The organism is Lentzea sp. NBRC 102530, from assembly GCF_030269365.1.
In the GTDB taxonomy this organism is placed as follows: domain Bacteria; phylum Actinomycetota; class Actinomycetes; order Mycobacteriales; family Pseudonocardiaceae; genus Lentzea.
Genome location: NZ_BSTF01000004.1, coordinates 67,608 through 90,776 on the forward strand (window position 1 = coordinate 67,608; position 23,169 = coordinate 90,776).

25 protein-coding genes and 1 pseudogene are annotated in these 23,169 nt (G+C 70.1%); 14 read left to right on the plus strand and 12 right to left on the minus strand.

Annotation, left to right across the window (positions count from 1 at the left end):
* Positions 1-2 precede the first annotated feature (2 nt).
* The 3 genes from QSK25_RS11670 to QSK25_RS11680 are packed head-to-tail and all read left to right on the plus strand — an operon-like array spanning position 3 to position 2,445.
* A complete protein-coding gene (locus tag QSK25_RS11670) occupies positions 3-1,085 on the plus strand; it encodes a sensor histidine kinase (protein WP_285637795.1) in 1,083 nt (360 codons plus the stop codon).
* Positions 1,082-1,702, plus strand: coding sequence for a response regulator transcription factor (locus QSK25_RS11675; RefSeq protein ID WP_285637797.1), 621 nt, complete (start codon positions 1,082-1,084; stop codon positions 1,700-1,702). The genes QSK25_RS11670 and QSK25_RS11675 overlap by 4 nt, the downstream gene beginning before the upstream one ends.
* A gap of 32 nt (positions 1,703-1,734) precedes the next feature.
* Positions 1,735-2,445: an excalibur calcium-binding domain-containing protein gene (locus QSK25_RS11680; protein WP_285637799.1), complete on the plus strand. Its 711-nt coding sequence runs from the start codon at positions 1,735-1,737 to the stop codon at positions 2,443-2,445.
* Here QSK25_RS11680 and QSK25_RS11685 read toward each other — a convergent pair whose 3' ends face one another.
* Complete coding sequence (locus tag QSK25_RS11685) at positions 2,446-2,598, minus strand: hypothetical protein (protein ID WP_285637801.1); 153 nt, start codon at positions 2,596-2,598, stop codon at positions 2,446-2,448. It lies immediately after the preceding gene.
* Between the two features lie 76 nt (positions 2,599-2,674).
* Here QSK25_RS11685 and QSK25_RS11690 point away from each other — a divergent pair, with 76 nt between their 5' ends.
* Positions 2,675-3,538, plus strand: a complete 864-nt coding sequence (locus tag QSK25_RS11690) for a peptidase inhibitor family I36 protein (RefSeq protein WP_285637803.1) — start codon at positions 2,675-2,677, stop codon at positions 3,536-3,538.
* A 55-nt stretch (positions 3,539-3,593) separates the two neighbouring features.
* Here the strand turns inward: QSK25_RS11690 and QSK25_RS11695 are convergent, their stop codons facing one another.
* Positions 3,594-4,820, minus strand: a complete 1,227-nt coding sequence (locus QSK25_RS11695) for a PucR family transcriptional regulator (RefSeq protein ID WP_285637805.1) — start codon at positions 4,818-4,820, stop codon at positions 3,594-3,596.
* 166 nt (positions 4,821-4,986) lie between these two features.
* Between QSK25_RS11695 and QSK25_RS11700 the strand changes: the two genes are divergently transcribed.
* From QSK25_RS11700 to QSK25_RS11725, 6 genes are all read left to right on the plus strand, one after another.
* Complete coding sequence (locus tag QSK25_RS11700) at positions 4,987-5,283, plus strand: hypothetical protein (protein ID WP_285637807.1); 297 nt, start codon at positions 4,987-4,989, stop codon at positions 5,281-5,283.
* Between the two features lie 12 nt (positions 5,284-5,295).
* A complete protein-coding gene (locus QSK25_RS11705; protein WP_285637809.1) occupies positions 5,296-6,138 on the plus strand; it encodes an NYN domain-containing protein in 843 nt (280 codons plus the stop codon).
* A gap of 70 nt (positions 6,139-6,208) precedes the next feature.
* Positions 6,209-7,099: an ABC transporter ATP-binding protein gene (locus tag QSK25_RS11710; RefSeq protein WP_285637811.1), complete on the plus strand. Its 891-nt coding sequence runs from the start codon at positions 6,209-6,211 to the stop codon at positions 7,097-7,099.
* Positions 7,096-7,833: an ABC transporter permease gene (locus QSK25_RS11715; RefSeq protein ID WP_285637813.1), complete on the plus strand. Its 738-nt coding sequence runs from the start codon at positions 7,096-7,098 to the stop codon at positions 7,831-7,833. The genes QSK25_RS11710 and QSK25_RS11715 overlap by 4 nt, the downstream gene beginning before the upstream one ends.
* Positions 7,830-8,894 (plus strand): sensor histidine kinase, encoded by a 1,065-nt coding sequence (locus QSK25_RS11720; RefSeq protein WP_285637816.1) that lies wholly within the window; start codon positions 7,830-7,832, stop codon positions 8,892-8,894. The genes QSK25_RS11715 and QSK25_RS11720 overlap by 4 nt, the downstream gene beginning before the upstream one ends.
* On the plus strand, positions 8,891-9,493 hold the full coding sequence (locus tag QSK25_RS11725) for a response regulator transcription factor (protein WP_285637818.1): 603 nt from the start codon (positions 8,891-8,893) through the stop codon (positions 9,491-9,493). The genes QSK25_RS11720 and QSK25_RS11725 overlap by 4 nt, the downstream gene beginning before the upstream one ends.
* A 3-nt stretch (positions 9,494-9,496) precedes the next feature.
* On the opposite strand, the gene QSK25_RS11730 is transcribed toward QSK25_RS11725, so the two are convergent.
* From QSK25_RS11730 to QSK25_RS11740, 3 genes are all read right to left on the minus strand, one after another.
* Positions 9,497-10,135, minus strand: coding sequence for a DNA alkylation repair protein (locus QSK25_RS11730; RefSeq protein WP_285638680.1), 639 nt, complete (start codon positions 10,133-10,135; stop codon positions 9,497-9,499).
* A 171-nt stretch (positions 10,136-10,306) separates the two neighbouring features.
* A complete protein-coding gene (locus QSK25_RS11735) occupies positions 10,307-10,669 on the minus strand; it encodes a MerR family transcriptional regulator (protein WP_285637820.1) in 363 nt (120 codons plus the stop codon).
* Positions 10,670-10,678: 9 nt separating this feature from the next.
* Entirely contained in the window at positions 10,679-11,032 is a 354-nt protein-coding gene (locus QSK25_RS11740) for a hypothetical protein (RefSeq protein WP_285637822.1), read from the minus strand.
* A 116-nt stretch (positions 11,033-11,148) separates the two neighbouring features.
* Here QSK25_RS11740 and QSK25_RS11745 point away from each other — a divergent pair, with 116 nt between their 5' ends.
* Positions 11,149-11,889 carry a hypothetical protein gene (locus tag QSK25_RS11745; protein ID WP_285637824.1) on the plus strand — a complete coding sequence of 247 codons (741 nt, stop codon included), beginning with the start codon at positions 11,149-11,151 and terminating at the stop codon, positions 11,887-11,889.
* On the opposite strand, the gene QSK25_RS11750 is transcribed toward QSK25_RS11745, so the two are convergent.
* Complete coding sequence (locus tag QSK25_RS11750; protein WP_285637826.1) at positions 11,886-12,098, minus strand: hypothetical protein; 213 nt, start codon at positions 12,096-12,098, stop codon at positions 11,886-11,888. The genes QSK25_RS11745 and QSK25_RS11750 overlap by 4 nt on opposite strands.
* A 91-nt stretch (positions 12,099-12,189) precedes the next feature.
* On the opposite strand from QSK25_RS11750, the pseudogene QSK25_RS11755 reads away from it, so the two are divergent.
* From QSK25_RS11755 to QSK25_RS11765, 3 genes and pseudogenes are all read left to right on the plus strand, one after another.
* Positions 12,190-12,675, plus strand: a pseudogene (locus QSK25_RS11755) (ATP-binding protein); the annotation flags it as partial.
* A gap of 1,536 nt (positions 12,676-14,211) precedes the next feature.
* Positions 14,212-14,916 carry a helix-turn-helix transcriptional regulator gene (locus QSK25_RS11760; RefSeq protein WP_285638681.1) on the plus strand — a complete coding sequence of 235 codons (705 nt, stop codon included), beginning with the start codon at positions 14,212-14,214 and terminating at the stop codon, positions 14,914-14,916.
* Positions 14,917-15,100: 184 nt separating this feature from the next.
* The gene (locus QSK25_RS11765; protein ID WP_285637828.1) at positions 15,101-15,673 is read left to right on the plus strand and encodes a dihydrofolate reductase family protein; all 573 of its coding nucleotides are present in this window, start codon (positions 15,101-15,103) and stop codon (positions 15,671-15,673) included.
* Here QSK25_RS11765 and QSK25_RS11770 read toward each other — a convergent pair.
* From QSK25_RS11770 to QSK25_RS11795, 6 genes are read right to left on the minus strand one after another with little or no spacing between them, the layout of a single operon-like run.
* Entirely contained in the window at positions 15,655-16,566 is a 912-nt protein-coding gene (locus tag QSK25_RS11770; protein ID WP_285637830.1) for an EamA family transporter, read from the minus strand. The two genes, QSK25_RS11765 and QSK25_RS11770, sit on opposite strands and share 19 nt — an antisense overlap.
* 13 nt (positions 16,567-16,579) lie before the next feature.
* Entirely contained in the window at positions 16,580-17,245 is a 666-nt protein-coding gene (upp, locus tag QSK25_RS11775; RefSeq protein ID WP_285637832.1) for a uracil phosphoribosyltransferase, read from the minus strand.
* On the minus strand, positions 17,242-17,907 hold the full coding sequence (locus tag QSK25_RS11780) for an HAD family hydrolase (protein ID WP_285637834.1): 666 nt from the start codon (positions 17,905-17,907) through the stop codon (positions 17,242-17,244). Before QSK25_RS11780 ends, upp begins: the two co-directional genes overlap by 4 nt.
* A complete protein-coding gene (locus tag QSK25_RS11785) occupies positions 17,904-18,824 on the minus strand; it encodes a pseudouridine-5'-phosphate glycosidase (protein ID WP_285637837.1) in 921 nt (306 codons plus the stop codon). The genes QSK25_RS11780 and QSK25_RS11785 overlap by 4 nt, the downstream gene beginning before the upstream one ends.
* A gap of 7 nt (positions 18,825-18,831) precedes the next feature.
* Positions 18,832-19,056 carry a tautomerase family protein gene (locus tag QSK25_RS11790; protein WP_285637839.1) on the minus strand — a complete coding sequence of 75 codons (225 nt, stop codon included), beginning with the start codon at positions 19,054-19,056 and terminating at the stop codon, positions 18,832-18,834.
* A gap of 10 nt (positions 19,057-19,066) precedes the next feature.
* Positions 19,067-22,930, minus strand: coding sequence for an amino acid adenylation domain-containing protein (locus QSK25_RS11795; protein WP_285637841.1), 3,864 nt, complete (start codon positions 22,928-22,930; stop codon positions 19,067-19,069).
* Between the last annotated feature and the right edge of the window lie 239 nt (positions 22,931-23,169).

A 23,169-nucleotide genomic window follows, 5' to 3' on the forward strand; every position in this document is an offset into this window, starting at 1 on the left:
GCATGAACACCTCGCGGCCGGCGTTCTGGGTGTCGCCGGTGATGTGCGCCGCCGTGCTGGTCGCGGGGGTGTACGCCGGTGTGTCCGGGCTCGGCGACACCCGGCTGCCGTGGTTCGTCGGCGGGCTCCTGCTGCTGGTGGCCGTGGACGTCTTCGAGTTCCGCCGGTATCCGGTGCGCACACCTCGTCCGGTGGCTGTTCTCTTGTTGCTGTCGCGGACGGCTTTGTACACCGGACTGGCCTTTGTGGACGGTTCCGGGCTCGCGCGCCTGTTGTTGCTGCTGGTGCCTTTCACGGCCTACTTCGCGTTCGGGCTCCGGGTGGCCGTCGCGCTGGCCGTGGCGTGCCTGGGTGTCGCCGTGGTGAGCACGCCGGACTGGTACGCGCACCTCGAGCAGACGTCCGACCTGGTGATGTTCGTGGTCGGGCTGGTGCTCACGCTGACGATGGCGGCGGTGGCCGTGCGGGAACGGGACGGGCGGGTCCGGCTGCAGGAGTCGCAACGGACGATCGCCGAGCTGTCGGCGGCGGCGGAACGGGCGCGGGTGGCGCGGGACCTGCACGACGACCTCGGCCACCACCTGACCGCGATCGTGGTGCAGCTGGAGAAGGCCTCCGCGTTCCACGACCGCTCGCCGGACACGTCGAAGGCCGCCCTGCTGGACGCTTCCCGGTCCGCGCGACGGGCGTTGAGCGAGGTGCGCGAGTCGGTGAGGTCGCTGCGGTCGTTCTCGCTGCCGTCCGCTTTGGAGGAACTGGCCGCGGGCGACGTGACGCTGACGGTCAGCGGTGCACCGGACTCCTTCGGCACCGGCGCGTTGCACGCGTTGTACCGGGCAGCCCAGGAGGGCATCACCAACGCCCGCCGCCACGCCGAGGCCACGCACATCGCCGTCGCGGTCGCGCTGGACGCCGAGCGCGCGGTGCTGACCGTGACCGATGATGGGCGGGGCATGGGCGCGGCGGCGGAGGGGTTCGGGTTGCTCGGGATGAGGGAACGGGTGGCGCTCGCGGGCGGCCGCGTCGACCTGGCCAGCTCCTCGGCCGGAACGGTGCTGACCGTGACGATCCCGGGGCCTGCGTGACGCGCGTGCTGGTCGTCGACGACCAGCGCCTGATCCGCGAGGGCATCGCGTCGTTGCTGGGACTGCAACCCGGCATCGAGGTCGTGGGCACCGCCGCCGACGGGCACGAGGCCGTGGAGCAGGCCGTGCTGCTGACCCCGGACGTGGTGCTGATGGACGTGCGGATGCCCGGCATGGACGGTGTCGAGGCGGTGGCGGTGCTGCGCCGCCGCGCGCCGTCGTGCCGCGTGGTCATGCTGACGACGTTCGACGACGAGGACTACGTGGTGCGCTCGTTGCGCGCGGGCGCCACCGGCTACCTGCTGAAGGACCTGCCGTCGCAGGAACTCGCGGCGGCCGTGCGGCTGGCCGCCGCCGGCGTGGCCCAGTTCGACCCGGCCGCGGCTGCCCGGCTGGCGGCCGCGCTGGAACGGACCGGGGACCGCGAACCGTTGACCGTGCGGGAGGCCGAGGTGCTGCGGCTGGTCGCCTCGGGTGCCACGAACCGCGAGATCGCCGACCGGCTGCACCTGTCCGAGGGCACGGTGAAGAACCACATCTCGCGCATCCTCGGACGGCTCGGGCTGCGGGATCGCACGCAGGCCGCGCTTTATGCCCAGTCGAATGGACTTGTGTAACAACGGATGGTGAAGGTCGCGATGTGGCGGCCATGACCGTTCTCACGCAGCTGTCGAAGGGCGCCGCGGTCGCGGCCGGGGTCGTGCTCGTGGTGTCCGCGTGCGGCACCGCGGAACCCACCGGGCTCGCGTCCGGCCTCTCCTCGTCCACCACGACCACCACCACGACCACGACGACGACCACCGCGCCGCCGGTGACCGTGCAGTCCGTTGTGGACGGCCGGACGGTGATGTTGTCCAACGGGGGCAAGGTCCTGCTGGCCGGGCTTGCTCAGCCGGGCGAGTGCTGGGCGGCGTCGGCCGTCGAGTTCGCGACGAAGACGCTGGTGGGCAAGCCCGTCAAGGCGGTGTCGTCGAGTCTCGTGCTCGCGGACGGCAAGGACTACGCGACGCTCGCCGTGAGCCAGGGCGTCGGCCGGGCGGCCGACGGCGCGGACGCGGCGATCCAGACCGCGCAGGCGACGGCCAAGGCGGCGTCGATGGGCTTCTGGGGGCCGTCGTGCGGCGGGCTCGACGTGAAGCCCGCGCCGGTCGTGGCACCGCCCGTGGTGCAGCAGCCCGCACCGCGACCCGCCGTGCCGCAGCCCCAGCCGCAACCGGCGCCCGCACCGCCCGCGCCCGCACCCGCCTACTACGCGAACTGCTCGGCCGCCAAAGCAGCGGGCGCAGCGCCGCTCTACCGAGGTCAGCCGGGCTATCGGGCCGCGCTCGACCGGGACAACGACGGCGTCGCCTGCGAGTAGTCAGAAGCCTCGTTCGATCACGTGCCGCGCCTCCCGCAGCTCCCGGTCGCCCTCCGCTTCCTCGATGGCACCGGGCACGGGGTTGGTGTCCTTCTCGGCCACCCACTCCGCGGGCTCCGGGCGTTCGGGCAGTGCGCTCCACCTGTCGCTCATGCCTCCAGTGTGCCCTGACAGATCGGTTGCTGCCGGTGTCAGCGGGATGTCAGCGCGCCTCGGAATCCTCGGTCCCGTGCTGAAGAAAATGACTTTTGTGGCGTTGATGGGCGCGCTGGTGGGCGCGTCGTTCGGGGCGGGCGTCGCGAACGCGGCGACGGACCGGAACGGGTCCTGCGAGACGGGCGAGTTCTGCCTGTTCTACAACAGCGACCAGGCCGGGTCGGTGTCGGACTTCGCCGACTCGGTCGCCGACTACGGTGACGCGCAGCCGAGCTGCTACGAGTTCAAGAGCGCGGGCAACGGGCAGGGTGTCTGCGTCAAGAACAACGCGGCGTCGGTCTGGAACAAGACCAACAAGGCCGTCACCGTGTTCTACAACAGCAACTACGGTGGCGCGAAGCAGACGTTCGCGGCCGGTGCCAAGGGCAACCTGAAGGCGGAGCTCAAGAACGAGAACGCCTCCCACCGCATCGGTGACGCGGGCAACGACCCCGACCCGTCGCCCGGCACCTACCCGGCGCCGGAGACCAACCCGCACCCGTCGGCCACGGCACGCGCGCCGCAGGCGACCAAGCGCACGCAGTTCATCGACGACCAGATCGCCTCGAAGACCGGCGAGAAGCAGTGCTGGGTGGGCGACTACCGCAGCTACGAGTCGTCGACGAGCAACCACAACACCGGCAACGCGCTCGACTGCACTATCTCCAACGCGATCGGCACCTACCCGACCGAGGCGCAGAAGGCGCAGGGCTGGAAGCTCGCCTACTGGCTGCAGAAGCACGCCTCGAAGCTCGACGTCCGGTACGTCATCTGGCAGGGCAAGATCTGGAGCGTCGCCCGCGCGTCCGAGGGCTGGCGCAACTACAACGTCGGCGGCGTGACGGCCGGCCACTACGACCACGTCCACGTCTCGGTGCAGAACCCGCACGGCGACTGAGCTGAGCTGACACCCCCAAGGCGAGCGCACTCCGGTGCGCTCGCCTTACAGCCGTTCAGGCGCGGAGGTCGTGCACGATCAACGACGCCGAGAGCAGCCTGATGTCGGTGGGGTCGGCCGGGTTGTAGCCGGTGAGCTCGGCGACGCGGCGCAGCCGGTAGTTCAGCGTGTTGCGGTGCAGGTGCAACTCGTCGGCCGTGCGGTGGCGGTTGTGGTCGCTGTTGATGAACACCCGCAACGTGTGCAGCAGGTCGGGGTGCTCGGACAGGCTGTCCACCACGCGTGCCAAACGCTTGCGGCCGGGGCCGGGGCGGCAGAGCTGGTACTCCAGCAGCACGTCGTCCAGCACGTACGCGCCGGGAGCCCTGCCCAGCCGCTGCGCGAGTTCCGCGATGTCCGCCGCCTGCCGGGCGGCCGCCGGGATCTCCTCGCGGCTCTCCGCCGCCGCGATGCCGCCGATCAGGCCGGTGCCCGCGGCGGTCAGCAGGGTGCGGACCAGGTTCGCGGCCGCGTCTATCTCCAGGTCCAGGGAGTCGGCCGTCGTAGGTAGGAGCACTGTGCCGCCGTCGTGATCCAACGCCGAGAGGGCGTGCTTGGGCAGTTCTGCCCGTAGGCGTCGCACGAGTCCATGAACGGCCAACCGTGCGTCGGAGCCGTCGGCAACGGAAGGTGCTTCGACCCGTACGGCGACCACGACGTGGTGCCCGGACAGCTCCAGCCCGATCCGTTCGGCGAGCGGCTCGGCCTCTCGGCCGGTCAGCAACGCCGCGACCAGCGCGCGACCGGCCTCGCGGCGTTCGGCGTGCAGGGCCTGCTGCTCACCGAGGTACGACCCGGCGACGGCGGGCACCGCGACGCTGAGGTACCGCAGCAGCGCGGGCACGGTCGCCAGCAGGTCTCCGATCTCGTCCGGCTCGGCGACGGCGGCCATCGCCTCCCAGCCGACGGTCGCCGCGACGTGGTACGTGCTGAGCACGATGTCGAGCGGAACGCCCTGCTGAGCGCGCCGCACGGCCGTGGCGATCTGCATGTCCAGCTCTTCGGCCGCAGGAGGCCGTTGTTCCCGCAACGCGCGCAGGAAGACCTGCAGGTGCCGCGTCACGGCCTCGGTGATCTCGCGGTCCACGAGCTGGTGCGGCAGCTGCCGGTAGGTGGCGGACCGGGCGAAGAACGCCTCCAGCACCTTCTCGGCGATGCGCGGGATCTGCGTCGCCGCGCGGTCGTAGAGGGGAGCGTCGGGCTTCGGGGCGGGGATGTCGACCACCGCCAGAGGCTTGCGCATCCGGTCCGCGGGCGCGATAGCCCGTTCCGGTCTGGTTCTCTGCACGAAAGAGGGACAGCCCGGTTGTGCACGTGCCCGAAAGTTTTGACCCTATCGAGTGATACACGGTGGGGTGCACGCCTGCGCCCAGGCAGGATCGGTGACTGTGAGCAGCGTCGAGGAATGCATGAAGTTGTTGCTGCGTCGCGGGTTCCGGCGAACCGTCGTGCAAGATCGTTTCACCTGCGTCAACGCCGTGATGTTCAGGCGCGTGTGGCGCGGCACCAACGAGACGGTGCTCGCGTACTCCGAGCGGGAAGCGCTCGCCTACCGCGTGGCCGAGCAGGACGCGGACCCCAGCGACCCGTTCGTGGTGGACCCCGACCTGACGATGTGGCAGTGCGGCGGCGAGTTCCTGGACGTCGCGAACCAGCTGCTGGAGCTCCCGGTCGCGCCTGGTCACTCGACCTTCGAACGGAAGTAGTAATCTCGACCGGTGGGTGAGACCGTCCGGATCGGAGTGTTCTACGACGGCACGTGGTTCGCCTACCTCAGCGATTTCTACGCCACCGCGCACCCCAGGGGCGCGCGCGTCTCCCTCGACGGCCTGCACGACGCGCTGCGCTGGTACGTCCACACCGAGACGGGTCGTCCCCTGGACGAGTGCGTGGTCGCCGAGGCCCACTACGTCCGCGGCCGCATCGACACCCCGGCGGAGTCGTTCGACCGGGCACTGGCCGCCGCCGGCATCACGCGGCACGACCTGCCGTTGCAGGGCGGCAAGGAGAAGGGCGTCGACGTCCAGCTCGCGCTGGAGGCGTGGGACCGGGCGATGACCGTGCCGCTGCAGTGGGTCGTCCTGCTGACCGGTGACTCGGACTTCGCCCCGCTCGCGCAACGCCTGACCGAACGCGGCGTGCACGTCATCGTGCCGGTCGTCGACGTCCAGACCATCGAGAAGCCTCCCGCGTGGACCCCGCGCACCGCCGCGCCGCTGCGAGCCGCGACGCCGTTCACGCCCGGCTTCGACTCCCTGTTCGCCCCCGGTGACCAGGCCGACTACCCGCTGCGGCGCGCGTTCGTGCGGTCCTCGCAGGCCGTCGCGTCCCCGGTCGGTGCGCCGCGCGGCCGCCGCAGGGGGACGGTGGCCAGCTGGAAGACCGGGCAGGCACACGGGTTCATCACGGACACGCGCGGCAGTTCGTGGTTCGTCTCGCGCGACGAGCTGCCGAGCGGGCTGACGTTGCTGCTCGCCGGTACACCCGTGTCGTTCACCGGCTCGCCCGCCCCGATGCCCGGCCGCAAGTACCCGAGGGCGCAGGCCGTCCGCCCCGAATGACATTTGTCATCCGGACCTCGTGACTCCGCTTCACTACTGCCGGAAGCCCGCTGCGATCAGGCTTTGAGGCATGGAAACGGTGCTCGAGGTCAGAGGGGCGCGACACGACTACGGCGCCACCAAAGCGTTGGACGGCGTCGATCTCGACGTCGGCGCGGGGGAGTGCGTGGCGTTGCTCGGGCCGAACGGCGCGGGCAAGACGACGCTGGTGAACCAGATCGTCGGACTGCTGCCGCACCACGGCGAGTCGGTGCGCGTCGGAGGAGGAGACCCGCGCATCGCGGCGACGCGGCGGCAGCTCGGGGTGGTGCAGCAGTCGCTGGGGTTCCCGACCACGTTGAAGGTGTCCGAACTGGTCACCGGTGCCGCGGTGCGCGCGGGCAAGCCCAGGTCGGCGGCCGGGCCGGTGATGGCCGAACTCGACCTCACCGACCTGGCCGGACGGCGCGCGGTCAAGCTCTCTGGCGGCCAGAAGCAACGGCTGCAGCTCGCGATGGCGCTCGTCGGCGACCCGAGGCTGCTGGTCCTGGACGAACCGACGGCGGGCCTGGACGTCCCGGCGCGCAAGCGGTTCTGGCAGATCCTCGCCGAACGGCGCGAGCGCGGCGTCGGCGTCCTGCTCACCACGCACCTCATCGAGGAGTCCTCGGCCGTCGCCGACCGCGTCGTGGTGCTCGACCGCGGCCGGGTCGTGGCCCAGGGCACGCCGGACGAACTGGTCGCGCGGCTGCCCGACCGCACGGTCATCGCCCGGACGGGGCTGGCCTTGGAGCAGCTCCAAGCGCTGCCCGGTGTCGTGTCGCTGCGCACCGACGGCGACCACGTGCACCTCGGCACCCGCACGCCGGAAGCGCTGCTGCGGGTGCTGCTCGTGCAGGACCCCGGACTCACCGGCCTGCGGGTCGAGGGTGCCGGGCTGGAGGAGGCGGTCGCGGGACTGATCGAGAGGGGTGCGGCATGACCAGGCAGGTCTTCGGGGTGGAGGTCGCGGACGAGCTGAGGGGTATCGTCCGCGAACCCGCCGCCCTGTTCTTCTCGGTGGTCATGCCGGTGGCGTTCTTCGCGCTCTTCGTGTCGTTGTTCGGGAAGTTCAGCGCCGGCGGGTTGTCCGCGGGCACGCAGATGATCGCCACGTTCGGCGCGTTCGGCGTGATCTCGGTGGTGCTGATGAACCCCGGCCTCGGGGTGGCGGCCGACCGGGAACGCGGGTGGCTGCGCGCGAAGCAGGTGTCGTCGGTGCCGATCGGCGTGACGCTGGCGGCGAAGGTGGTGGCGGCACTGCCCTACGCGGCCGGGGTGCTGGTCGCGATGACGGCGACGGCGGCGCTGACCGGTGCGTTGAACGCGCCCGCGCTCGCGTTGCTGAGGCTCGGCGTCGTGCTGGTCATCGGCTCGCTGCCGTTCGCGCTGGTGAGTCTCGCGATCGGGTTCCAGGTCAAGGCGGGCGCGGGGGCGGCCATCCTGAACGCGATCATGATCCCGACGTCCGTCGTGTCCGGACTGTGGATGCCGCTCGACATCATGCCGCCGTTCTTCCGCGACATCGCGGCGTTCCTGCCCAACCACCACCTGTCCGAACTGGCTCGCGCGCAGCTCAACGGCGGTCCGGTGCTCACGCACGTGCTGGTGCTGCTGGCGTTCGCCGGGGTGGCTGCGGTGGCCGCGGGCGTGTCGTATCGTCATGCCCGGTCATGAGAAAAGCCGTGGGATTCTCGCGCTGGGTGCACCTGATCTACCTGGGCAACCTGCTGTGGGCACCGATCTTCGACCCGAGCACGGACTGGGTGGACTGGGCGCTCGTCGCCGTGGTGGTCGCGGCCTTCGTCCCGATGTACGTGCTGGCCTGGTACCGCCCGGAGCTGATCCGCTGGCGCTGCCTGGTGCCGACGGTCGTGCTCGGCGCGCTGGTCACGCCGTTCAACACCGGTGCGGCGGTGCTCTTCGTCTACGCCGGGGTGTTCGCGGGGCTCGCGGAGTCGCGCCGGGTGGCGATGCGCTGGTTCGTGGCGTTGACGGCGTTGATCTGCCTGTTCGGCGTGGTGTCGGTGGTCGAGTTGCCGTACCGGATCTGGGGCCTGCTGCCGTCGCTGATCTTCCTGTGGCTGATCGGCGTCGTGCAGGTCGACTGGTCGGAACGCGAGCGCGAGCAGTCGGACCTGCGCATCCGCACCGCCCGCATCGAGCACCTCGCCACCCTCGCGGAACGCGAACGCATCGCCCGCGACCTGCACGACCTGCTCGGCCACACGCTGACCGCGATCATCGTGCGGGCCCAGCTCGTCAGCGCGGACCCCTCCCGGGCCCGGGAGGAGGCCGCGGAGATCGAACGGGCCGCGCGGGCGGCGCTGGGCGAGGTCCGCGACGCCGTCAGCGGCTGGCGCACCGCGTCCCTCGACACCGAACTGGAAGCCGCCCGAGCCGCGTTGTCGAGCCTGGGCGTGGAGGTCGTCCTGCGGCGCGACCCGGAACTCGCGATCGTCGGCTCGACCGAGCACGAACTGGCGCTGGCGTTGCGGGAAGCCGTCACGAACGTGGCGAGGCACGCCCGCGCCAGGACGTGCCACATCGCCGTCGAGGCCCGCGACGGCGAGCTGCGGCTGGTGGTCGCGGACGACGGCGTCGGCGGCCACGCGCCGGAGGGCAACGGCCTGACGGGCATGCGCGAACGGATCGCCGCGCTCGGCGGCCTGGTCGCGCGCACCGCCGCTGCCGGCACCACCGTCACCATCGCCGTCCCGCTGAAGGTGGCCACGTGATCAGGGTCGTGCTCGCGGAGGACCAGGCGATGGTGCGCGGCGCGTTCGCGCAGTTGCTGGACCTGCAACCGGACGTCACGGTCGTCGCGACGGCGGGAGACGGCGACGAGGCGCTGGCCGCGGTGGCGGAACACCGGCCGGACGTGCTGCTGACCGACATCGAGATGCCGCGCCGCACCGGGCTCGACGTGGCTCAGGCGTTGAGCGAACGCGGCGACCCGACGCGGGTCCTGATCATCACGACGTTCGCGCGCAGCGGGTACCTGCGGCGCGCGATGGACGCGGGCGTGGCGGGGTACGTGCTGAAGGACGCGCCGATCGCCGAGCTGGTGTCGGCGCTGCGGCGGGTGCACGCGGGCGAACGGGTGGTGGCACCGGAACTCGCGATGGCCGCGTGGGACAGCGCGGACCCGTTGACGCCACGGGAACGCGAGCTGCTGCAGGAGGTCACGACGGGGGCGAGCAACGCGGACATCGCGGCCAGGCTCAACCTCGCCGAGGGGACCGTGCGGAACTACCTGTCGACGGCGATGGCCAAGCTGGGGGCGCGCAACAGGTCTGAGGCGGCGAACACGGCACGGGAACGCGGCTGGCTCTAGGGACTATCCCTTGCGCCGCACCATCTCCGCGATCCAGATCGGCGCGAACGGCGACGTGCACCCGGCCGGCGTCGGGTAGTCCTTCAACACCTCCAGGCGTTCGCCGATCTCCACCGCCCGCGCCCGCAGCTCCGGCCGTTCGATCCCGATCTGCGCCAGGCAGTGGTTCATCGCCCACTGCAACCGCTGCGGCGCGTCCTTCATGTCCTTCTCGATCCGGTCGAGCAGCCCGTCGAGGTCGAGCCCGTCCGGTTGCTTCGCCACCCGGTCGACCGTCAGCGCCCAGCCCGCACTCGCGACCACCGGGTCGTCGTCGGCGAACCACAGCACGCGCAACGCCTCGCAGTGCGGCGACTTCTTGACCACGTAGTTGACGAGCCAGTCGTGCACCTTGGGGCGCACGGCCTCGCGCAGCATCGCGTCCAGGTCGTCCTGCGAGAAGGCCTTGGGGCGGTTGACCAGCAACGCGAGCAGGCGCGCGGCGGTGTCGCCGGTGGACCAGAGTTCGACCGCGAGGTCCTGCTGGGTCTTGAGCCGCTTGGCGATCGCGCGGAGCTTCGTGAGGTTCACGCCGTGGTCGTCGCCGTGCTTCTCGTTGACCACGCGCATCTTCGGGTCGTCGAGCGCGGCCAGTTCGGCCATCAACGCGCTCACCGTCTCGCTCGCCACCGTCCGACCTCCCGTTCGCCACCGACGCCCGACAGCCTATGGGCGAACACCGAAAAAGGCGGCTTGTGCCTCTTGCCGGAGGCACAAGCCGCTGTGACGATCGCGGCCTTGTTGCTGTCGCTGCCGTCCGCGACGTCGAGGCGCTCAGTCGCTCAGCGCCGCGACCACCGGGCACTGAGCCCGGACGCCGTTCTCGGCGACGTCGAGCAACGCGAGCCGCACCTTCTCCAGGTCGCGCATCCGCTGTTCGATCTCGGCGACCTTGACGCCCACCACGTCACCGACGTCGGGCTCGACGGAGGCGGCGAGCAACTGCTCGACCTCGGTGAGGGTGAAGCCGAGCCGGGCGGCGCGGCGGATGAACTTCAACCGCCGCAGCGCCTCCTGGTCGTAGTGCCGGTAGCCGCCGTGGGAGCGGGCGGAGGGGAGGACGAGGCCCCGGCGTTCGTAGAACCGCACGGTGCTGATGCCCACCCCGGCGGCGCGGGCCAGTTCGGATATGCGCACCACCGGAAACTACCTCCGCACCAAGGCGCGCAGCTGGGCCGCGCCCCAGAACAGTTCGAGGGCGAGGAATCCTGCCAGCGCCGGCGTGTGCCCCTGCCACAACGCCCACGTGAACCACACGCTGAACAGCGCGCGGCCGACCGTGTCGGTCGCGATCAGCAACGGTTCGGGGCGCAGCCACCGCACCACGGACCACATCACCACCACGGTGCCGAACAGCGTGGCGAACAACAACGTCTGCGCACTGTGGGGCGTGCCCAGCAGGTCCAGCGCGAGAGCGGCGCTCCACGGCGTGATGAACGCGATGCTCGCCACGAGGTCGTACAGCGCACCGGCTTTGCCCCAGCGGGCCACAGGAGTCATGTGGGCCACGATCGACCCTGCACCACGGTGCCGAGTCAAGCCGGGGACCGGCTGCTGGCCCGCCCGTCGACCCCGACGCTGCTAGCCTGCGAATCCGGGTGACCGGAGGGAGGCGCGTGACCGGCCAGATCGTCCGTCACGCCGGCCGGGTCGAGGCCGTGCGCCTGCGGTTCGCGGCCGTGCACGAGGCCAGCGCCGTCGTGGTCGGCGACGAGACCGTCTACGGCCGGCTGTGCCGGTGGATCATCCACCCCGTGCTGGAGAAGCACGCGCGCCAGGACGAGCTCGTCGCGTACGTCGAGGAGAACCTCCGCCTGATCGTGGCCAGTCTCTACGACCTCTACGGCGTGCGCGCGCCCGCCCAGGACCCGGTCCGCGAGGCGGCACTCCCGTCGCTCGTCGCACCGGTCGAGGAGACGACCACCGCCGCGCTGGAGCGGATCGCGCCGCTGCGGGCCGTGCTGGACGACCTCACCGGCCTGCCGGACGTGATCGCCGCGCACGCCGAGACCTGGTACAACATCGCCGCCGAGCAGCAGGACATGGCCGACGAGCTGGAGGACTTCCTCGCGCTCGACGTGCCCGAGTGGACCGGCGCGGACGAGCACGTGCGGTTGATGAGCCACAACGTAGAGGCGCTGCGCGGGCTGAGTTCGGTGTCGGCGGCGTTCGGGGAGATCACCGAGAGCGTCGGGGTGCTGGTCGCGCAGACCCGGCGGCTCGTGCGGGAACTCGTGGTCGGCCTCGCCGTGGCGCCGACGGACGCGACGCTGTGGTGGCTGGCGTGCCGGATCGCGGTGTACGGGGTGGCGCTCAACACCACCCTCGACCACATCCGGGCACGACTGGACGGCTAGGCCCTGCGCGCCCGGCGGCGGGCGAGCTGCGGCAGGAACCACATGTAGACGCCCGTCCCCATGAGGACGAACAGCGGCAGCAACGGCACGTACGACACCCAGACCGCCTCGGCGTCCACGGTGAGCGCGACCGCGGTGAACACCACGGTGGCCATGAAGACCATGCTCACCACGCGGTGGAACTGGCGAATCCCCGAGCTAGCGGCCATGTCACTGCCCTCCCTGTCGTCTGGTGAGGACAACGGTAGGAGCGCCCGCCGACCCGCGCTTCTCGATTCCTGACCACCATCAGGGCTAGTACCCTCGGGCGCCATGCAGTCCCCGGTGCTGGTCGGTCGTGACGAGGAGACCTCCGCGCTGCGGGCCGCCCTCACCCGCGCCGAGCAGCACGAGGGCGGCGCCGTGTTCCTGGTGGGCGAACCGGGGATCGGCAAGTCGCGGCTGGCGTCCGCCACCGCGGCGCAGGCCACCAGAAGCGGGTTCCGGGTACTCAGGGGCCGGGCGAGCAGGGCGGTGCCGCTGCGGGCGTTGTGCGAGGCGGTGCTGTCGGCGTTCCGGAAGGTCGCGCCGGACGAACGGCAGCTCGGCGCGTACCTGCCGGTGCTGCTGCGGATGACCCCGGACGCGCCGTCGGCGGTGCCGGACCCCGCGATGGTCAGGGCCGAGGCGGTGCTCAGGCTGTTCACGGCCGAGAAAACCTTGCTGCTGCTGGAAGATCTGCACGAGGCCGACGGCGAGACGCTGGCCGTCGTCGACTACCTGCTCGACCACGTCGGGAACGAACCCGTGCTGGTCGTCGCCACGCTGCGGCCGCATCCCGAAGGCGCGCAACGACTCGCGGACGCGGCGACGGCGAGGCGCACGGCGACGACGGTGCGGCTCACCGGGCTGACCGACGACGAGGTCGCCGAACTCGCCCGCCACCGCCTCGGCGCACCGCCGCCGGAAGACGTGCTGCGGCACCTCGTCAAGGTCTCCGACGGCGTGCCGTTCGTGGTGGAGGAGCTGCTCAACGGCGACCTGCGCGAGGTCCCGCCCACGGTCGCCGCCGCCACGGTGCAACGGGTCGACGCCCTCGGGCCCGAGACGGTCGCGGTGCTCGAAGCCGCCGCGATCTTCGGGCGGACGTTCCCGCTCGACGTCGTCACGGCCCTCACGGGCGCGCACTCGTTCGACGCCGCCGAGCGCGCGCAGCTGGTGCACGGCAACCAGTTCCGGCACGCGCTGACCGCCGACGCCATCACGGGCCGGATGACGCCGACCGCCCGCGCCACCCTGGCCCGCAGAGCCGCGCAGACCACCGAATCGTTGCGCCCCAAGGAACTGGAGCTCATCGCCGAGCTGTGGGAGCGGGGCGGCGAACCGGCGAGAGCCGTCCGGACCCTGGCCGCGGCGGCACGGCACGCCGCCGCGCTCGGCCGGTACGGCACCGCGGTCGAACTGCTTGAACGGGGCCAGGCCCTCACCACCGATCCCGACCTCACCGCGGACCTGCTCACCGCGCTCGCCGACGTCCTGCCGCTGGCCGCCGTGGTCGTCCCGGCGGACAACGGCGCACGGGCCTTCGCGCTCGGGGAACGGCTCCAGCAGGCCCTCACGGCGGCCGGGGCCGAGCCGGAACGCCGGGCTGCGGTCACGCTCGCGCAGGCCAGGGTCGCCGCCGTCGCGGGGCAGTGGGAACGCGGCCTCGACCTGCTGGCCGCCGCCAGGGAGACCTGCGCGGAGATCGACGTCGTCAAGGCGACTCTCCTGCTCGGCCTGAACCAGCTCGACCTGCTGCCCAAGGTCCGCGCCCTGGCCGAACGCGCCGCCGCGACGGGCACCCCGGAGGTCGTCTGCGAAGCCCTCGAAGTGCTCACCCGCTGCACGAGGGGGCAGGACCTCGCCGAGGCCCGGCAGCACGTCCAGCGCTGGCTGCACACGGCCGAACAGCACGGGCTCGCGGCGTGGCGGCTGCGGGCGTTGCTGGAACTCGGGATCACCGACAAGTACCTGACCACCGGCGTCGACAACCTCCTGGCCGCCCGCCAGGCCGCGCAGGACACCGGCGCGATCGTGATCCTCATAGCCGCCGACCTGCACCTCGGCGCGACCTACCTGGTGCGCGGCGAGTACGAGGAGTCCGCGCGGTACGGCAGCAGCGCCGGGGAGGCCGCCGCGAAGCTCGGCCTGCACGCCCTCAAGGCACTGGCCGTCGCCATCGAGGCCGGCATCGCGGCCATGCACGGCGACCGCAGGGCGACCGACCGGGCGCTGACCCGGCTGCGCGACCACGGCGGGTCCGAGGAGATCTGGTCGTACAGTTCGGCGGTCTGCGCGTTGATGGAGGAGCAGCACGAGCGGGCGCTGGCCGAGTTCGACGAGATCGAGAACGCCGTCACCGAGCCGCGCATCCTGCGCGGCACCTTCTACCAGGGCCCGAGGCTGCTCACGAGGGTCGCGCACGGCCTCGCGGGCCGTCCGGAGCACGAACGGCTGGCCGAGTCGCACCTGTCGCAGGTCCAGCTGCACCGCACCTACTTCGCGTGGAGCAACGCGATCCTGCACGGCCGTGAGGGCAACACGGCCCAGGCCACCGCCGCAGCAGCAGAGGCGCTGGAACTCAGCAGAGGCCTCGGCCTGCCGCGCTACCTCGGCCTCAGGCTCGCGGGCCAGGCAGCGCTGAAAGACGGCTGGGGCGAGCCCCTAGAGTGGCTGCGCGAGGCCGAGGAGTACTTCCACGCCCTGAGCGTGCCCGCCGTCGCCGCGGCCTGCCGGGCCGCGCTGCGCGAGGCGGGCGCACCCCAGCAACGCCGCCGCCGCGACCACGACACGGTCCCGGCCGAGCTGCGCAGGGCGGGCGTGACGGTCCGCGAGTACGAGGTCCTGCGGCTGGTCGTCGAACGGTTCGGGAACGCCGAGATCGCCGAGCGGCTGTTCCTGTCGCCGCGCACGGTCGAACGGCACGTGGGGAGCCTCAAAGCGCGGACCGGCTGCCAGAACCGGGCCGAGCTGATCGCCCACGCCCGCCCGTTAATTGGGGGCTGAGCCCCCATGTCAGCGCGCCGACCAGCGGGAAGACTCTCGCACCGGACGGCGGCGCTGGACTCGGTGGGGTGTTCAGCGCCGCCGGCACGCGTCCCGGAAAAATTCCTCGCGGCGGATGTCGATTTACGTAGTCTCCCGTTCGACGCACTGATGACAGCAAGTGCGAACACCGAGGAGAACCACAATGCGCACCCTGATCGCCACCGCGTTCATGTCTCTCGACGGCGTCATCGAGGCGCCCGGCGGCGAGCCCGGTCACCGCAGCTCCGGCTGGACGTTCAAGGACATCGAGTTCGACGAGGCCGCCTACGAGCTCAAGGGTCGTGAGCAGGACGAGGCCACCGCGATGATGATGGGCCGGGTCAGCTACGAGGGCTTCTCCCCGGTCTGGCCGACGCTCGACTACTTCCCGAAGTACAACGTGATGCCGAAGTTCGTCGTCTCCAGCACCCTCAAGGAGGACCAGCTGGTCGACAACTGGGGCGACATCACGATCCTGCGTTCGCTGGACGACGTGGCCGCGCTGAAGGAGACCGAGGGCGGCCCGATCTCCATCCACGGCAGCGCGACGCTGAACCGCAACCTGTCCGACGCCGGCCTGATCGACCGCTACCACCTGCTGGTGTTCCCGGTCCTGCTCGGCGCCGGCAAGCGCCTGTTCAGCGAGACCGACAAGGACAAGCAGCTGCTCAAGGTCGTCGAGAGCGAGACCTACGGCAACGGCATCCAGAAGTTCGTCTACGACGTCGTGCGCTGAAGTTCGCGCACGGGTTCGTCGAGCACCGGCTTCCTCGTCGGCGTGAGCTGCACCAGCAGGATCGCGCCGATGAGGATCGCCGCGCCGACGAACTGCAGGAACGACAAGGTCTCGCCGAGGAACACGAACCCGAGGACCGTGGCGATGATCGGGCTGCAGAAGCCGAGGAACGACAGGCCGATCGCGGGCACGCGGTCGGTGCCGCGGAACCACACCGAGTAGCCCACGAGCGAGCCGAACACGATCAGGTAGCCGAAGCCGAGCGCGTTGGTGCCGTTGATCGAGCTCGGCAGGCCCTCGAGCAGGAACAGCGCGGGCAGCAGCACGAGCCCGCCCGCGGTCAGCTGCCAACCGGTGAACATCAGCACGTTGACCCCGGCCGGCCGCTGCCACCGCTTCGTGAGCACGACCCCGGACGCCATGCTGACCGCCCCACCGATCGCGGCGACCACGCCGACCACGTCCAGCGCCGCGGTGGCCTTCAGGACCAGCAACGCGACACCGGTGGTGGCGGCGAAGCAGGCCAGCACGTGCGGCAGCCGGATCTTGTCGCCGAGCACCAGTGCCGCGAGCCCCAGCATGATCACCGGCTGGACCGAGCCCACCAGGGCCGCGACCCCGCCGGGGAGCTTGTAGGCGGCCAGGAAGAGCAGGAAGAAGAACGCGCCGATGTTGAGCGTGCCGAGGACCAGCGCACGCCACCACCACAGGCCCTGGGGCAGGACCCGGCCGACCAGCAGCAGGATCAGGCCCGCCGGCAGCGCGCGGACCACCGAGGCGAGCAGCGGCCGGTCCGGTGGCAGGAGTTGGGTCGTCACGATGTAGGTGCTGCCCCAGATCATCGGCGCGAGCGCCGTGATCGCGGAGTCGGCCAGCAGCCGGTTGCCCTTCATGGTCGTGCCCCCGTCAGTCGTCCGTGCCGAAGAACCGATCGCCGAAGTCACCGATTCCCGGCACCATGTAAGCGTTCTCGTTGAGTCGCTCCTCGATCGCCGACGTCACGATCCGCACCCGCGGGAACCGCGAGCACACCGCCTCGATGCCCTCCGGCACCGTGATGAACGTGACGAACACGATGTTCTCTTCTGACACACCGCGGTCGAGCAGCACTTGAATCGCGGCGTTCGCGGTGCCTCCGGTGGCGAGCATCGGGTCGAGCAACAGCACCTGCCGGGACGCGATGTCGTCCGGCAGGTTCGAGTAGTAGAGCTGGGGGAGCTTGGTCGTCCTGTCGCGCTGGATCAGGATCTTGCCGATCCGCGCGCCCCGCACGACCGCCCGCAGCCCTGCCTCCATGCTCTCGCCGGCCCGGATGATCGGGACGCCGACGAGCCTCTCCGTCGCGCGCAACCCGTGGTAGGTCGCGCCGACGGGCGTGGTGACGTCGTGCGGTTCGAACGGCAGCAGGTCGAGGCCCGCCTCGATGAGCAGCCGGTTGATCCGCTCGGTGTAGAAGACGAAGTCCTCGCGCGAAACGTGCCGGTCGCGGACGATCGTGTGCATCGCGCGCAGTTGGTTCGTCTGCGGCAACACGTGGACGTTCTTCTCCAGGTACGCCTCGATGGAGGTCACGAGCACTCCTTGACGGCGGCCACGACTCCGGGGAAGGAGTCGACGAGCCAGGTGGGGTTGGCGCCGAGCAGTTGGTCGACGCTGTGCACGCCGTAGGAGACGGCGATCGACCCCATGCCCGCCCCGTGCGCCATCAGGACGTCGTGCGTGGTGTCGCCGACCATCACCGCGTTCGCCGGTGCCACCCCGAGTTCGCGCAGCACGACGAACCCCGACTCCGGGTCCGGCTTGGGCTTTGCCACCTGGTCCGCGCCGACGACGAAGGCGAACTCCTCGCGCAGACCTGCCGCGGTGAGCAGCGCCTCGGCGTTCACGATGAACTTGCTGGTCGCCACGGCGAGCAGGAAACCCTCTTCCCGCAAGGACTTCAGCCCGTCGTACACGCCGGCGAACACCAGCTGCGTCGCCATCGGCAGCACGATCCGGCGGAACGTCGCCTGGTACAGCTCGACGCACTGCGCGACGACCGGTTCGTCCTCCGCTGTCCCGAGGACCTTCGCGAACGCGGCGGGCAGCGGCAGCCCGATCGTGCCGCGAATGGCTCCCGAGTCCACTGTGGGCAGATCGAGCTGGGCGAACACGGCGGCGAACGTCGTGACGATGCCACGGGGTGTGTCGACGAGCGTGCCGTCGAGGTCGAAGATGGCGCACCGGCGGGTCATGAGGCGAACTCCTTCGCGTGGGCGGCGGCGAGTTCTCCGGCGACCTCGGCGGTGCTGATCAGCACCGCCATGTTGGCCTTCGCGGAACGCCCCTCCGTCGCGCGGTCTACGGCCCTCATAAGGTATTTCGTGATCGCTTGTCCTGACACGCCTTCTGTTTCAGCCCGTGAGACGGCCTCGGCGATCACCGACTCGACCTCGGCGCCGTCGATCGCGTCGGCCTGCTTGGTCGGCGTGGTGACGAGGAACGAACCGGGGTTGCCGAGCGCCCAGTGGTTCTCGATCGCCTTCGCCAGCACCGTCGGGTCGTCGATCCGGTGCGGTGCGCGCAGACCGCTGGACACGCAGTAGAACGCCGGGAAGTCGTCCGACCGGTAGGCCACGACCGGAACGCAGTGCGTCTCCAGGAACTCCATGGTCAGCCCGAGGTCGAGGATGTTCTTGGCGCCCGCGCACACCACCGCGACCTTGGAGCGGGTGAACTGCACGAGGTCCGACGAGACGTCCATCGTGCGTTCCGCGCCCCGGTGCACCCCACCGATTCCTGCCGAGGAGAAGAACTTCAGCCCGGCGAGCTGTGCGGCGATCACCGAGGACGCGACGGTGGTCGCGCCCATCCCGCCGCGGGCCAGCACGATCGGCAGGTCGCGGCTGCTGACCTTCGGGATCCCCTTGACGGTCGCGAACCTCTCGATGTCGGACTCGGTGAGACCGATGAGGATCCGGCCGTTGTCGATGCCGATGGTGGCCGGGACCGAGCCGCTCGCCCGGACCGCGTCCTCGACCAGGCGTGCGGTCTCGGCGTTGTCCGGGTAGTCGAGGCCGTGCGTGATGACGTTGGACTCCAGGGCCACGACGGGCTGCCCGGCCGTGATCGCCTCGGCCACTTCCTCGCTGTAGACAAGGGGGATGTTCATCGGCACCTCAGTAGCTCGGGGTCTTGTGCAGGAGGTGGTGGCGTTGCACGATCTCCGGCGCGTAGACCTGGTCCTGCCACGCCCGTTGCTCGACCGGTTCGAGGGCGATGGACACGACGCCCTCGTCGCAGCCGAACGCCTTCGTCACCGCCTCGGTGATGGCCGAGACCAGCTCGGACGCCTGCTCTTCGTTGAGCGGGGCAGGGAAGTGCTTGATGTTCACGTGTGGCATCGGAACTCCCTCACGACCGGCCACCCGCGATCGCGAGCGTGACGGCCTTCGTGACGGCCGCGATCAGCTCGGCCATCTGCTCGTCGGACAGCAGCACCGGTACCTGGGCGATCTCCTTCTGCACGGTCTCGTTCCGCCGCATCGACGCCAGCAGCTCGTCGATGTCGGGCTCGCGCAGCAGGCTGTAGTGATCGGCCTCCAGCTCGACGACCGTGGGCTCGGTGATCGAGAAGCCCTCGCTGCCCTCGATGAACGAGTAGTCGTCGCCCTGCGCCTTGAAGATCGTGAGCGGCGCGGTGATGGTGCGCTCGGCCAGTTCGCTGAAGGTGTACTTGAAGGAGAACGTCTCGGTGACGATCTTGATGATCCGCCGCACGAGCTCGCTGTCGAGGTCGCGCATCTCCGCGCTGATGAACGCGGCGAAGCTGTCCTCGTCCTTCGCGATCTCCAGGCACTGCTGCAACCGCGGGTCGGTGATGCTGCCCGCGAACACCGAGAACAGGATCGTGACGAACGCGGTGTTGGCGTACGAGGCCTCGTCGCTGTCCCGCTCCGACCGCACCTTCGGTGAGCCCGGCGCGATCAGGTAGAGGTTCTCGACCTGCTCGCCGGCCTGCTCGAGCTGGTAGGCCGTCTCGAACGCGACCCGCGCGCCGAAGGAGTAGCCCCACAGCGTGTACGGGCCCTCCGGCTGGACCTTCTTGATCGCCTCGATGTCGGCGGCGGCCATCTCGCGGATGGTGCCGTACGGCGTCTCGCCCTCGTTGATGCCGTGCGCCTGCACGCCGTAGAACGGGCGCTCCGAACGACTTGCGAGCGTGCGCAGGTTCATCGGGTAGCCGCCGAGACCGGGCCAGCAGAACACCGGCACGTCGTCACCGCCCGGCTGCAACGGGACCAGCCGCGAGATCGGGCCCTCGTGCAGGCCGTCGACGCGGCGGGAGAGCTGCTCGATGGTCGGCGACTCGAAGAGCACCTGCAGCGGCAGGCTCGTGCCGAAGTCCTTGTTGATGCGGTTGACCAGGCCGACCGCGATCAGCGAGTTGCCGCCGGTCTCGAAGAAGTCGTCGTGCGTCGAGACGGTCTCGCGCTTCATCAGCTTCTTCCACATCTCGCTGATGCGGCGCTCGGTGAGGGTGCGCGGCGCGACGAACGGGCGGTCCTGGTCGTCGACGTTGGTCTTGTCCGACGCCTCCAGGGCCTTGACGTCGATCTTGCCGTTCGCGGAGAGCGGCAGCGCGTCGAGGACCACGACCTTGTTCGGGATCATGTAGTCCGGCAGGAAGTTCACCAGGTCGTCCCGGATCAGCTCGGCCGGGCCCTTCATGTGGACGACGTCTTCCTTCATGCCGGGGCTGCGGCGCTGGTCGTAGGAGACCTTGCCGCCGAGGAAGAAGTACGACGGGCCGGGCTCCTCGCCGATGTCCGCGAGGATGCCGTTGACGCGCTTGGCCGACGGCAGGTCGTTGTCCGACTTCGAGCTGTAGCCCGACGACATGAAACCGAGGTCGACGTCGTTGGCGGAGAACCGGTGCATGGTCCGGCCGAGGTCGACGTAGCGCCGCCAGTCCTCCGTGGACCGGCTGATGGCGGTGACGCCGAAGCTCGCCCGCTCGTACACGGCCTGGTTGATGGCGATGACGTGCTTGCGCAGCACCAGTTCGTCGGACACCCGCTCGAACTCACCGTCGGCGTAGCGGTACTGGCCGCCGGGCAGGTTCGTGACGCGGCCGGGGTGCGTCTGGACGTAGACGTCGACGTCGTCCTCGCGCAGCCCGGTGTAGGCGCACAGCTCGAACGTGCCGAGGTAGTAGTCCTCGTCGGCGACGTCGAGCAGGTCCTTGGTCTGCGGGGTGTGCTCGGAGGCCGTGATGTCGAGGCCGTAGCCGGGCAGGACCTCCTCGAAGAGCCCGACCATGTGGCCGGTCTCGATCTCCAGGACCTCCTGGATGTTGTTGAGGTACACGGCCTCGATGGCGGCCTTGCGTCCGATGAAGTGCAGCTTGGCCTTGGCCTCGAAGCTCTCCTGCAGTTCGTGGACCAGCACGAGCTGGTGGCGCAGCGGGTGGTAGTAGTACAGCCCGGCCGGCAGCCCCGCGATGTGGTGCAGTTCCAGGTGCAGCTGCGTCGCGTAGAGCGAACCCGGTGAGGCGTAGCCGTACTTGGGCAGCAGGCGCTGGTCGCTGAAGTGCGCGCCGAAGTACCGCAGGATCTCGCCGAGCTCGGCGAAGTGGATGCTCTTCGGGTCCTTCGAACCCGCGCCGATCGGCTTGCGCTCCAGCAGTCGCACCAGATCTGCGTCGGTGACCTGGCCACCTTCGTAGAAGCGGTAGGACTTGCGGCTGAAGACCACCTTGCGCTGCAGGCAGCTCGCTTCCTCGCCGGGCAGCTCGAAGCTCTGCCGGCCGCCGAGGTCGTCGCGCACACCGGGGTTCGACAGCTGCGCCCGCACCTGCAGGCGGCTCGACTTCGACTGGTGGTGCGAGCCCGCGTTGCCCTGGTCCATCAGGGCGGCTTCCTTGGGGTTCAGCTCGACGCACGCGATCAGGTTCTGGAACCCGGTGCGCTCGTCCTCCTTGACGATCACGGCCGCGTTGCGCACCCAGTCGTGCGTCTCGATGGCGAGCCGGATCTCGTCGAGCTCCACCCGGTAGCCGCGCAGCTTCACCTGGCTGTCCGCGCGTCCGGCGAACTGCACGGTGCCGTCGAGGTTCTGCGTGACGAGGTCGCCGGTGCGGAACATGCCGTCCACGAAGCGTTCCCGCGTGAGTTCCGGCTGGTGCAGGTAGCCGCGTGCGACCTGGATGCCGCCGATGTACAGCTCGCCGATCTCGCCCGGTGTCACCAGGTCCCGGTTCTCGTCGAGCACCAGGTACGTCGTCTGCGCGACCGGGAGCCCGATGGAGATGGATTTCGGGGCCTCGGCCAGCCCGGCCGGGTCGACCACGTACGACGACGAGTTGATCGTCGTTTCGGTGGGGCCGTAGAGGTTGACGAGTTGGACGTTCGGCATGTCCGCGACGAACGCCTGCGCGAGCGTGCGGGAGAGCGCTTCACCGCCGCTGAAGACCTGCTTGAGCGACGTGACGGTGTGGAACTCCTCGGTGTCGATCAGCGCCTGCAGCAGCGTCGGCACGCACTGGAGCGTGGTGACCCCCTGCTCGCGCATCGTCTCGATGAGCATCTCGGGGTCGCGGTAGATGCCGGGCCGTCCCATGACGACCGTGCTGCCGACCGCCGGCGCGAGGATCTCCCACTGCGCCGCGTCGAAGCTCATCGGCGTCTTCTGCACGACGCGCTTCGTGCCGTCGATGCCGTGTTCGTCGTGCAGCCACAGCATCTGGTTGACGATGCTGCGGTGCTCGATCATCACGCCCTTGGGCCGGCCGGTGCTGCCCGAGGTGTAGATGATGTAGGCGAGGCTGGTGTGCGAGGGGGAGAAGCCGTCGTCGAACGCCTCGTCGCAGTCGTCGAGCGTCACGATCCTCGTGGTGGCCGGCGCCAGTTCCTGCAGGCGCTGCTTGAGTTCGCGCTGGGTGACGACGACCTTCGTGCGCGAGTCCTCGATCATGTAGCGCAGGCGCTCTTCCGGGTACTCCGGGCTCAGCGGCAGGTAGGCGCCGCCCGCGCACAGGATGCCCCAGGCGCCGACCACGAGGTCGAGCGACGGCTCCACGAACATGCCCACGCAGTCGTCTTCGGTGATGCCGAGTCTGCGGAGGTGGGTGGCCAGTGCGGAGCTCTGTTCGAAGAGCTCGCCGTAGCTGATGCTCTCCGCACCGAAGACTACGGCCGTGCGATCGGGGTGTTCCTCGACCTGCTTGCGCAGCAGGTCGGGGAGGCATCCGCCGTCCACTTCAGCTTCGTGCGACATCTCAGAAATCCCCCAAGCGGTCAGCAGGCGTGGGCGGGTGCGGAACGTTTCTCGTTTGTTGAAGAACGTATGAGTCCGGCCTCGAAAGCCGGTGGAGCGTTCCGGGGGCTGACCAGCTGCGGAGGTGTACCAGAAGTACCTCGAAGAAGGTTTGAAACTCGTCCGTTCGGGTACTTGCTTCGGTGACGAATGGTTGCCGCACTGTCCACAATGGTGTTGGGTGGACGCCAACTTCGAGG

What these genes read in the sequence shown, in the direction of transcription:
- QSK25_RS11670 (WP_285637795.1), top strand. Translation starts at nt 3, where the DNA reads ATGAACACCTCGCGGCCGGCGTTCTGGGTGTCGCCGGTGATGTGCGCC.
- QSK25_RS11680 (WP_285637799.1), top strand. Translation starts at nt 1,735, where the DNA reads ATGACCGTTCTCACGCAGCTGTCGAAGGGCGCCGCGGTCGCGGCCGGG.
- QSK25_RS11685 (WP_285637801.1), bottom strand. Translation starts at nt 2,598, where the DNA reads ATGAGCGACAGGTGGAGCGCACTGCCCGAACGCCCGGAGCCCGCGGAG.
- QSK25_RS11695 (WP_285637805.1), bottom strand. Translation starts at nt 4,820, where the DNA reads ATGCGCAAGCCTCTGGCGGTGGTCGACATCCCCGCCCCGAAGCCCGAC.
- QSK25_RS11700 (WP_285637807.1), top strand. Translation starts at nt 4,987, where the DNA reads ATGAAGTTGTTGCTGCGTCGCGGGTTCCGGCGAACCGTCGTGCAAGAT.
- QSK25_RS11710 (WP_285637811.1), top strand. Translation starts at nt 6,209, where the DNA reads ATGGAAACGGTGCTCGAGGTCAGAGGGGCGCGACACGACTACGGCGCC.
- QSK25_RS11715 (WP_285637813.1), top strand. Translation starts at nt 7,096, where the DNA reads ATGACCAGGCAGGTCTTCGGGGTGGAGGTCGCGGACGAGCTGAGGGGT.
- QSK25_RS11720 (WP_285637816.1), top strand. Translation starts at nt 7,830, where the DNA reads ATGAGAAAAGCCGTGGGATTCTCGCGCTGGGTGCACCTGATCTACCTG.
- QSK25_RS11730 (WP_285638680.1), bottom strand. Translation starts at nt 10,135, where the DNA reads ATGGCCGAACTGGCCGCGCTCGACGACCCGAAGATGCGCGTGGTCAAC.
- QSK25_RS11740 (WP_285637822.1), bottom strand. Translation starts at nt 11,032, where the DNA reads ATGACTCCTGTGGCCCGCTGGGGCAAAGCCGGTGCGCTGTACGACCTC.
- QSK25_RS11750 (WP_285637826.1), bottom strand. Translation starts at nt 12,098, where the DNA reads ATGGCCGCTAGCTCGGGGATTCGCCAGTTCCACCGCGTGGTGAGCATG.
- QSK25_RS11760 (WP_285638681.1), top strand. Translation starts at nt 14,212, where the DNA reads ATGGAGGAGCAGCACGAGCGGGCGCTGGCCGAGTTCGACGAGATCGAG.
- QSK25_RS11765 (WP_285637828.1), top strand. Translation starts at nt 15,101, where the DNA reads ATGCGCACCCTGATCGCCACCGCGTTCATGTCTCTCGACGGCGTCATC.
- QSK25_RS11770 (WP_285637830.1), bottom strand. Translation starts at nt 16,566, where the DNA reads ATGAAGGGCAACCGGCTGCTGGCCGACTCCGCGATCACGGCGCTCGCG.
- QSK25_RS11780 (WP_285637834.1), bottom strand. Translation starts at nt 17,907, where the DNA reads ATGACCCGCCGGTGCGCCATCTTCGACCTCGACGGCACGCTCGTCGAC.
- QSK25_RS11785 (WP_285637837.1), bottom strand. Translation starts at nt 18,824, where the DNA reads ATGAACATCCCCCTTGTCTACAGCGAGGAAGTGGCCGAGGCGATCACG.
- QSK25_RS11790 (WP_285637839.1), bottom strand. Translation starts at nt 19,056, where the DNA reads ATGCCACACGTGAACATCAAGCACTTCCCTGCCCCGCTCAACGAAGAG.
- QSK25_RS11795 (WP_285637841.1), bottom strand. Translation starts at nt 22,930, where the DNA reads ATGTCGCACGAAGCTGAAGTGGACGGCGGATGCCTCCCCGACCTGCTG.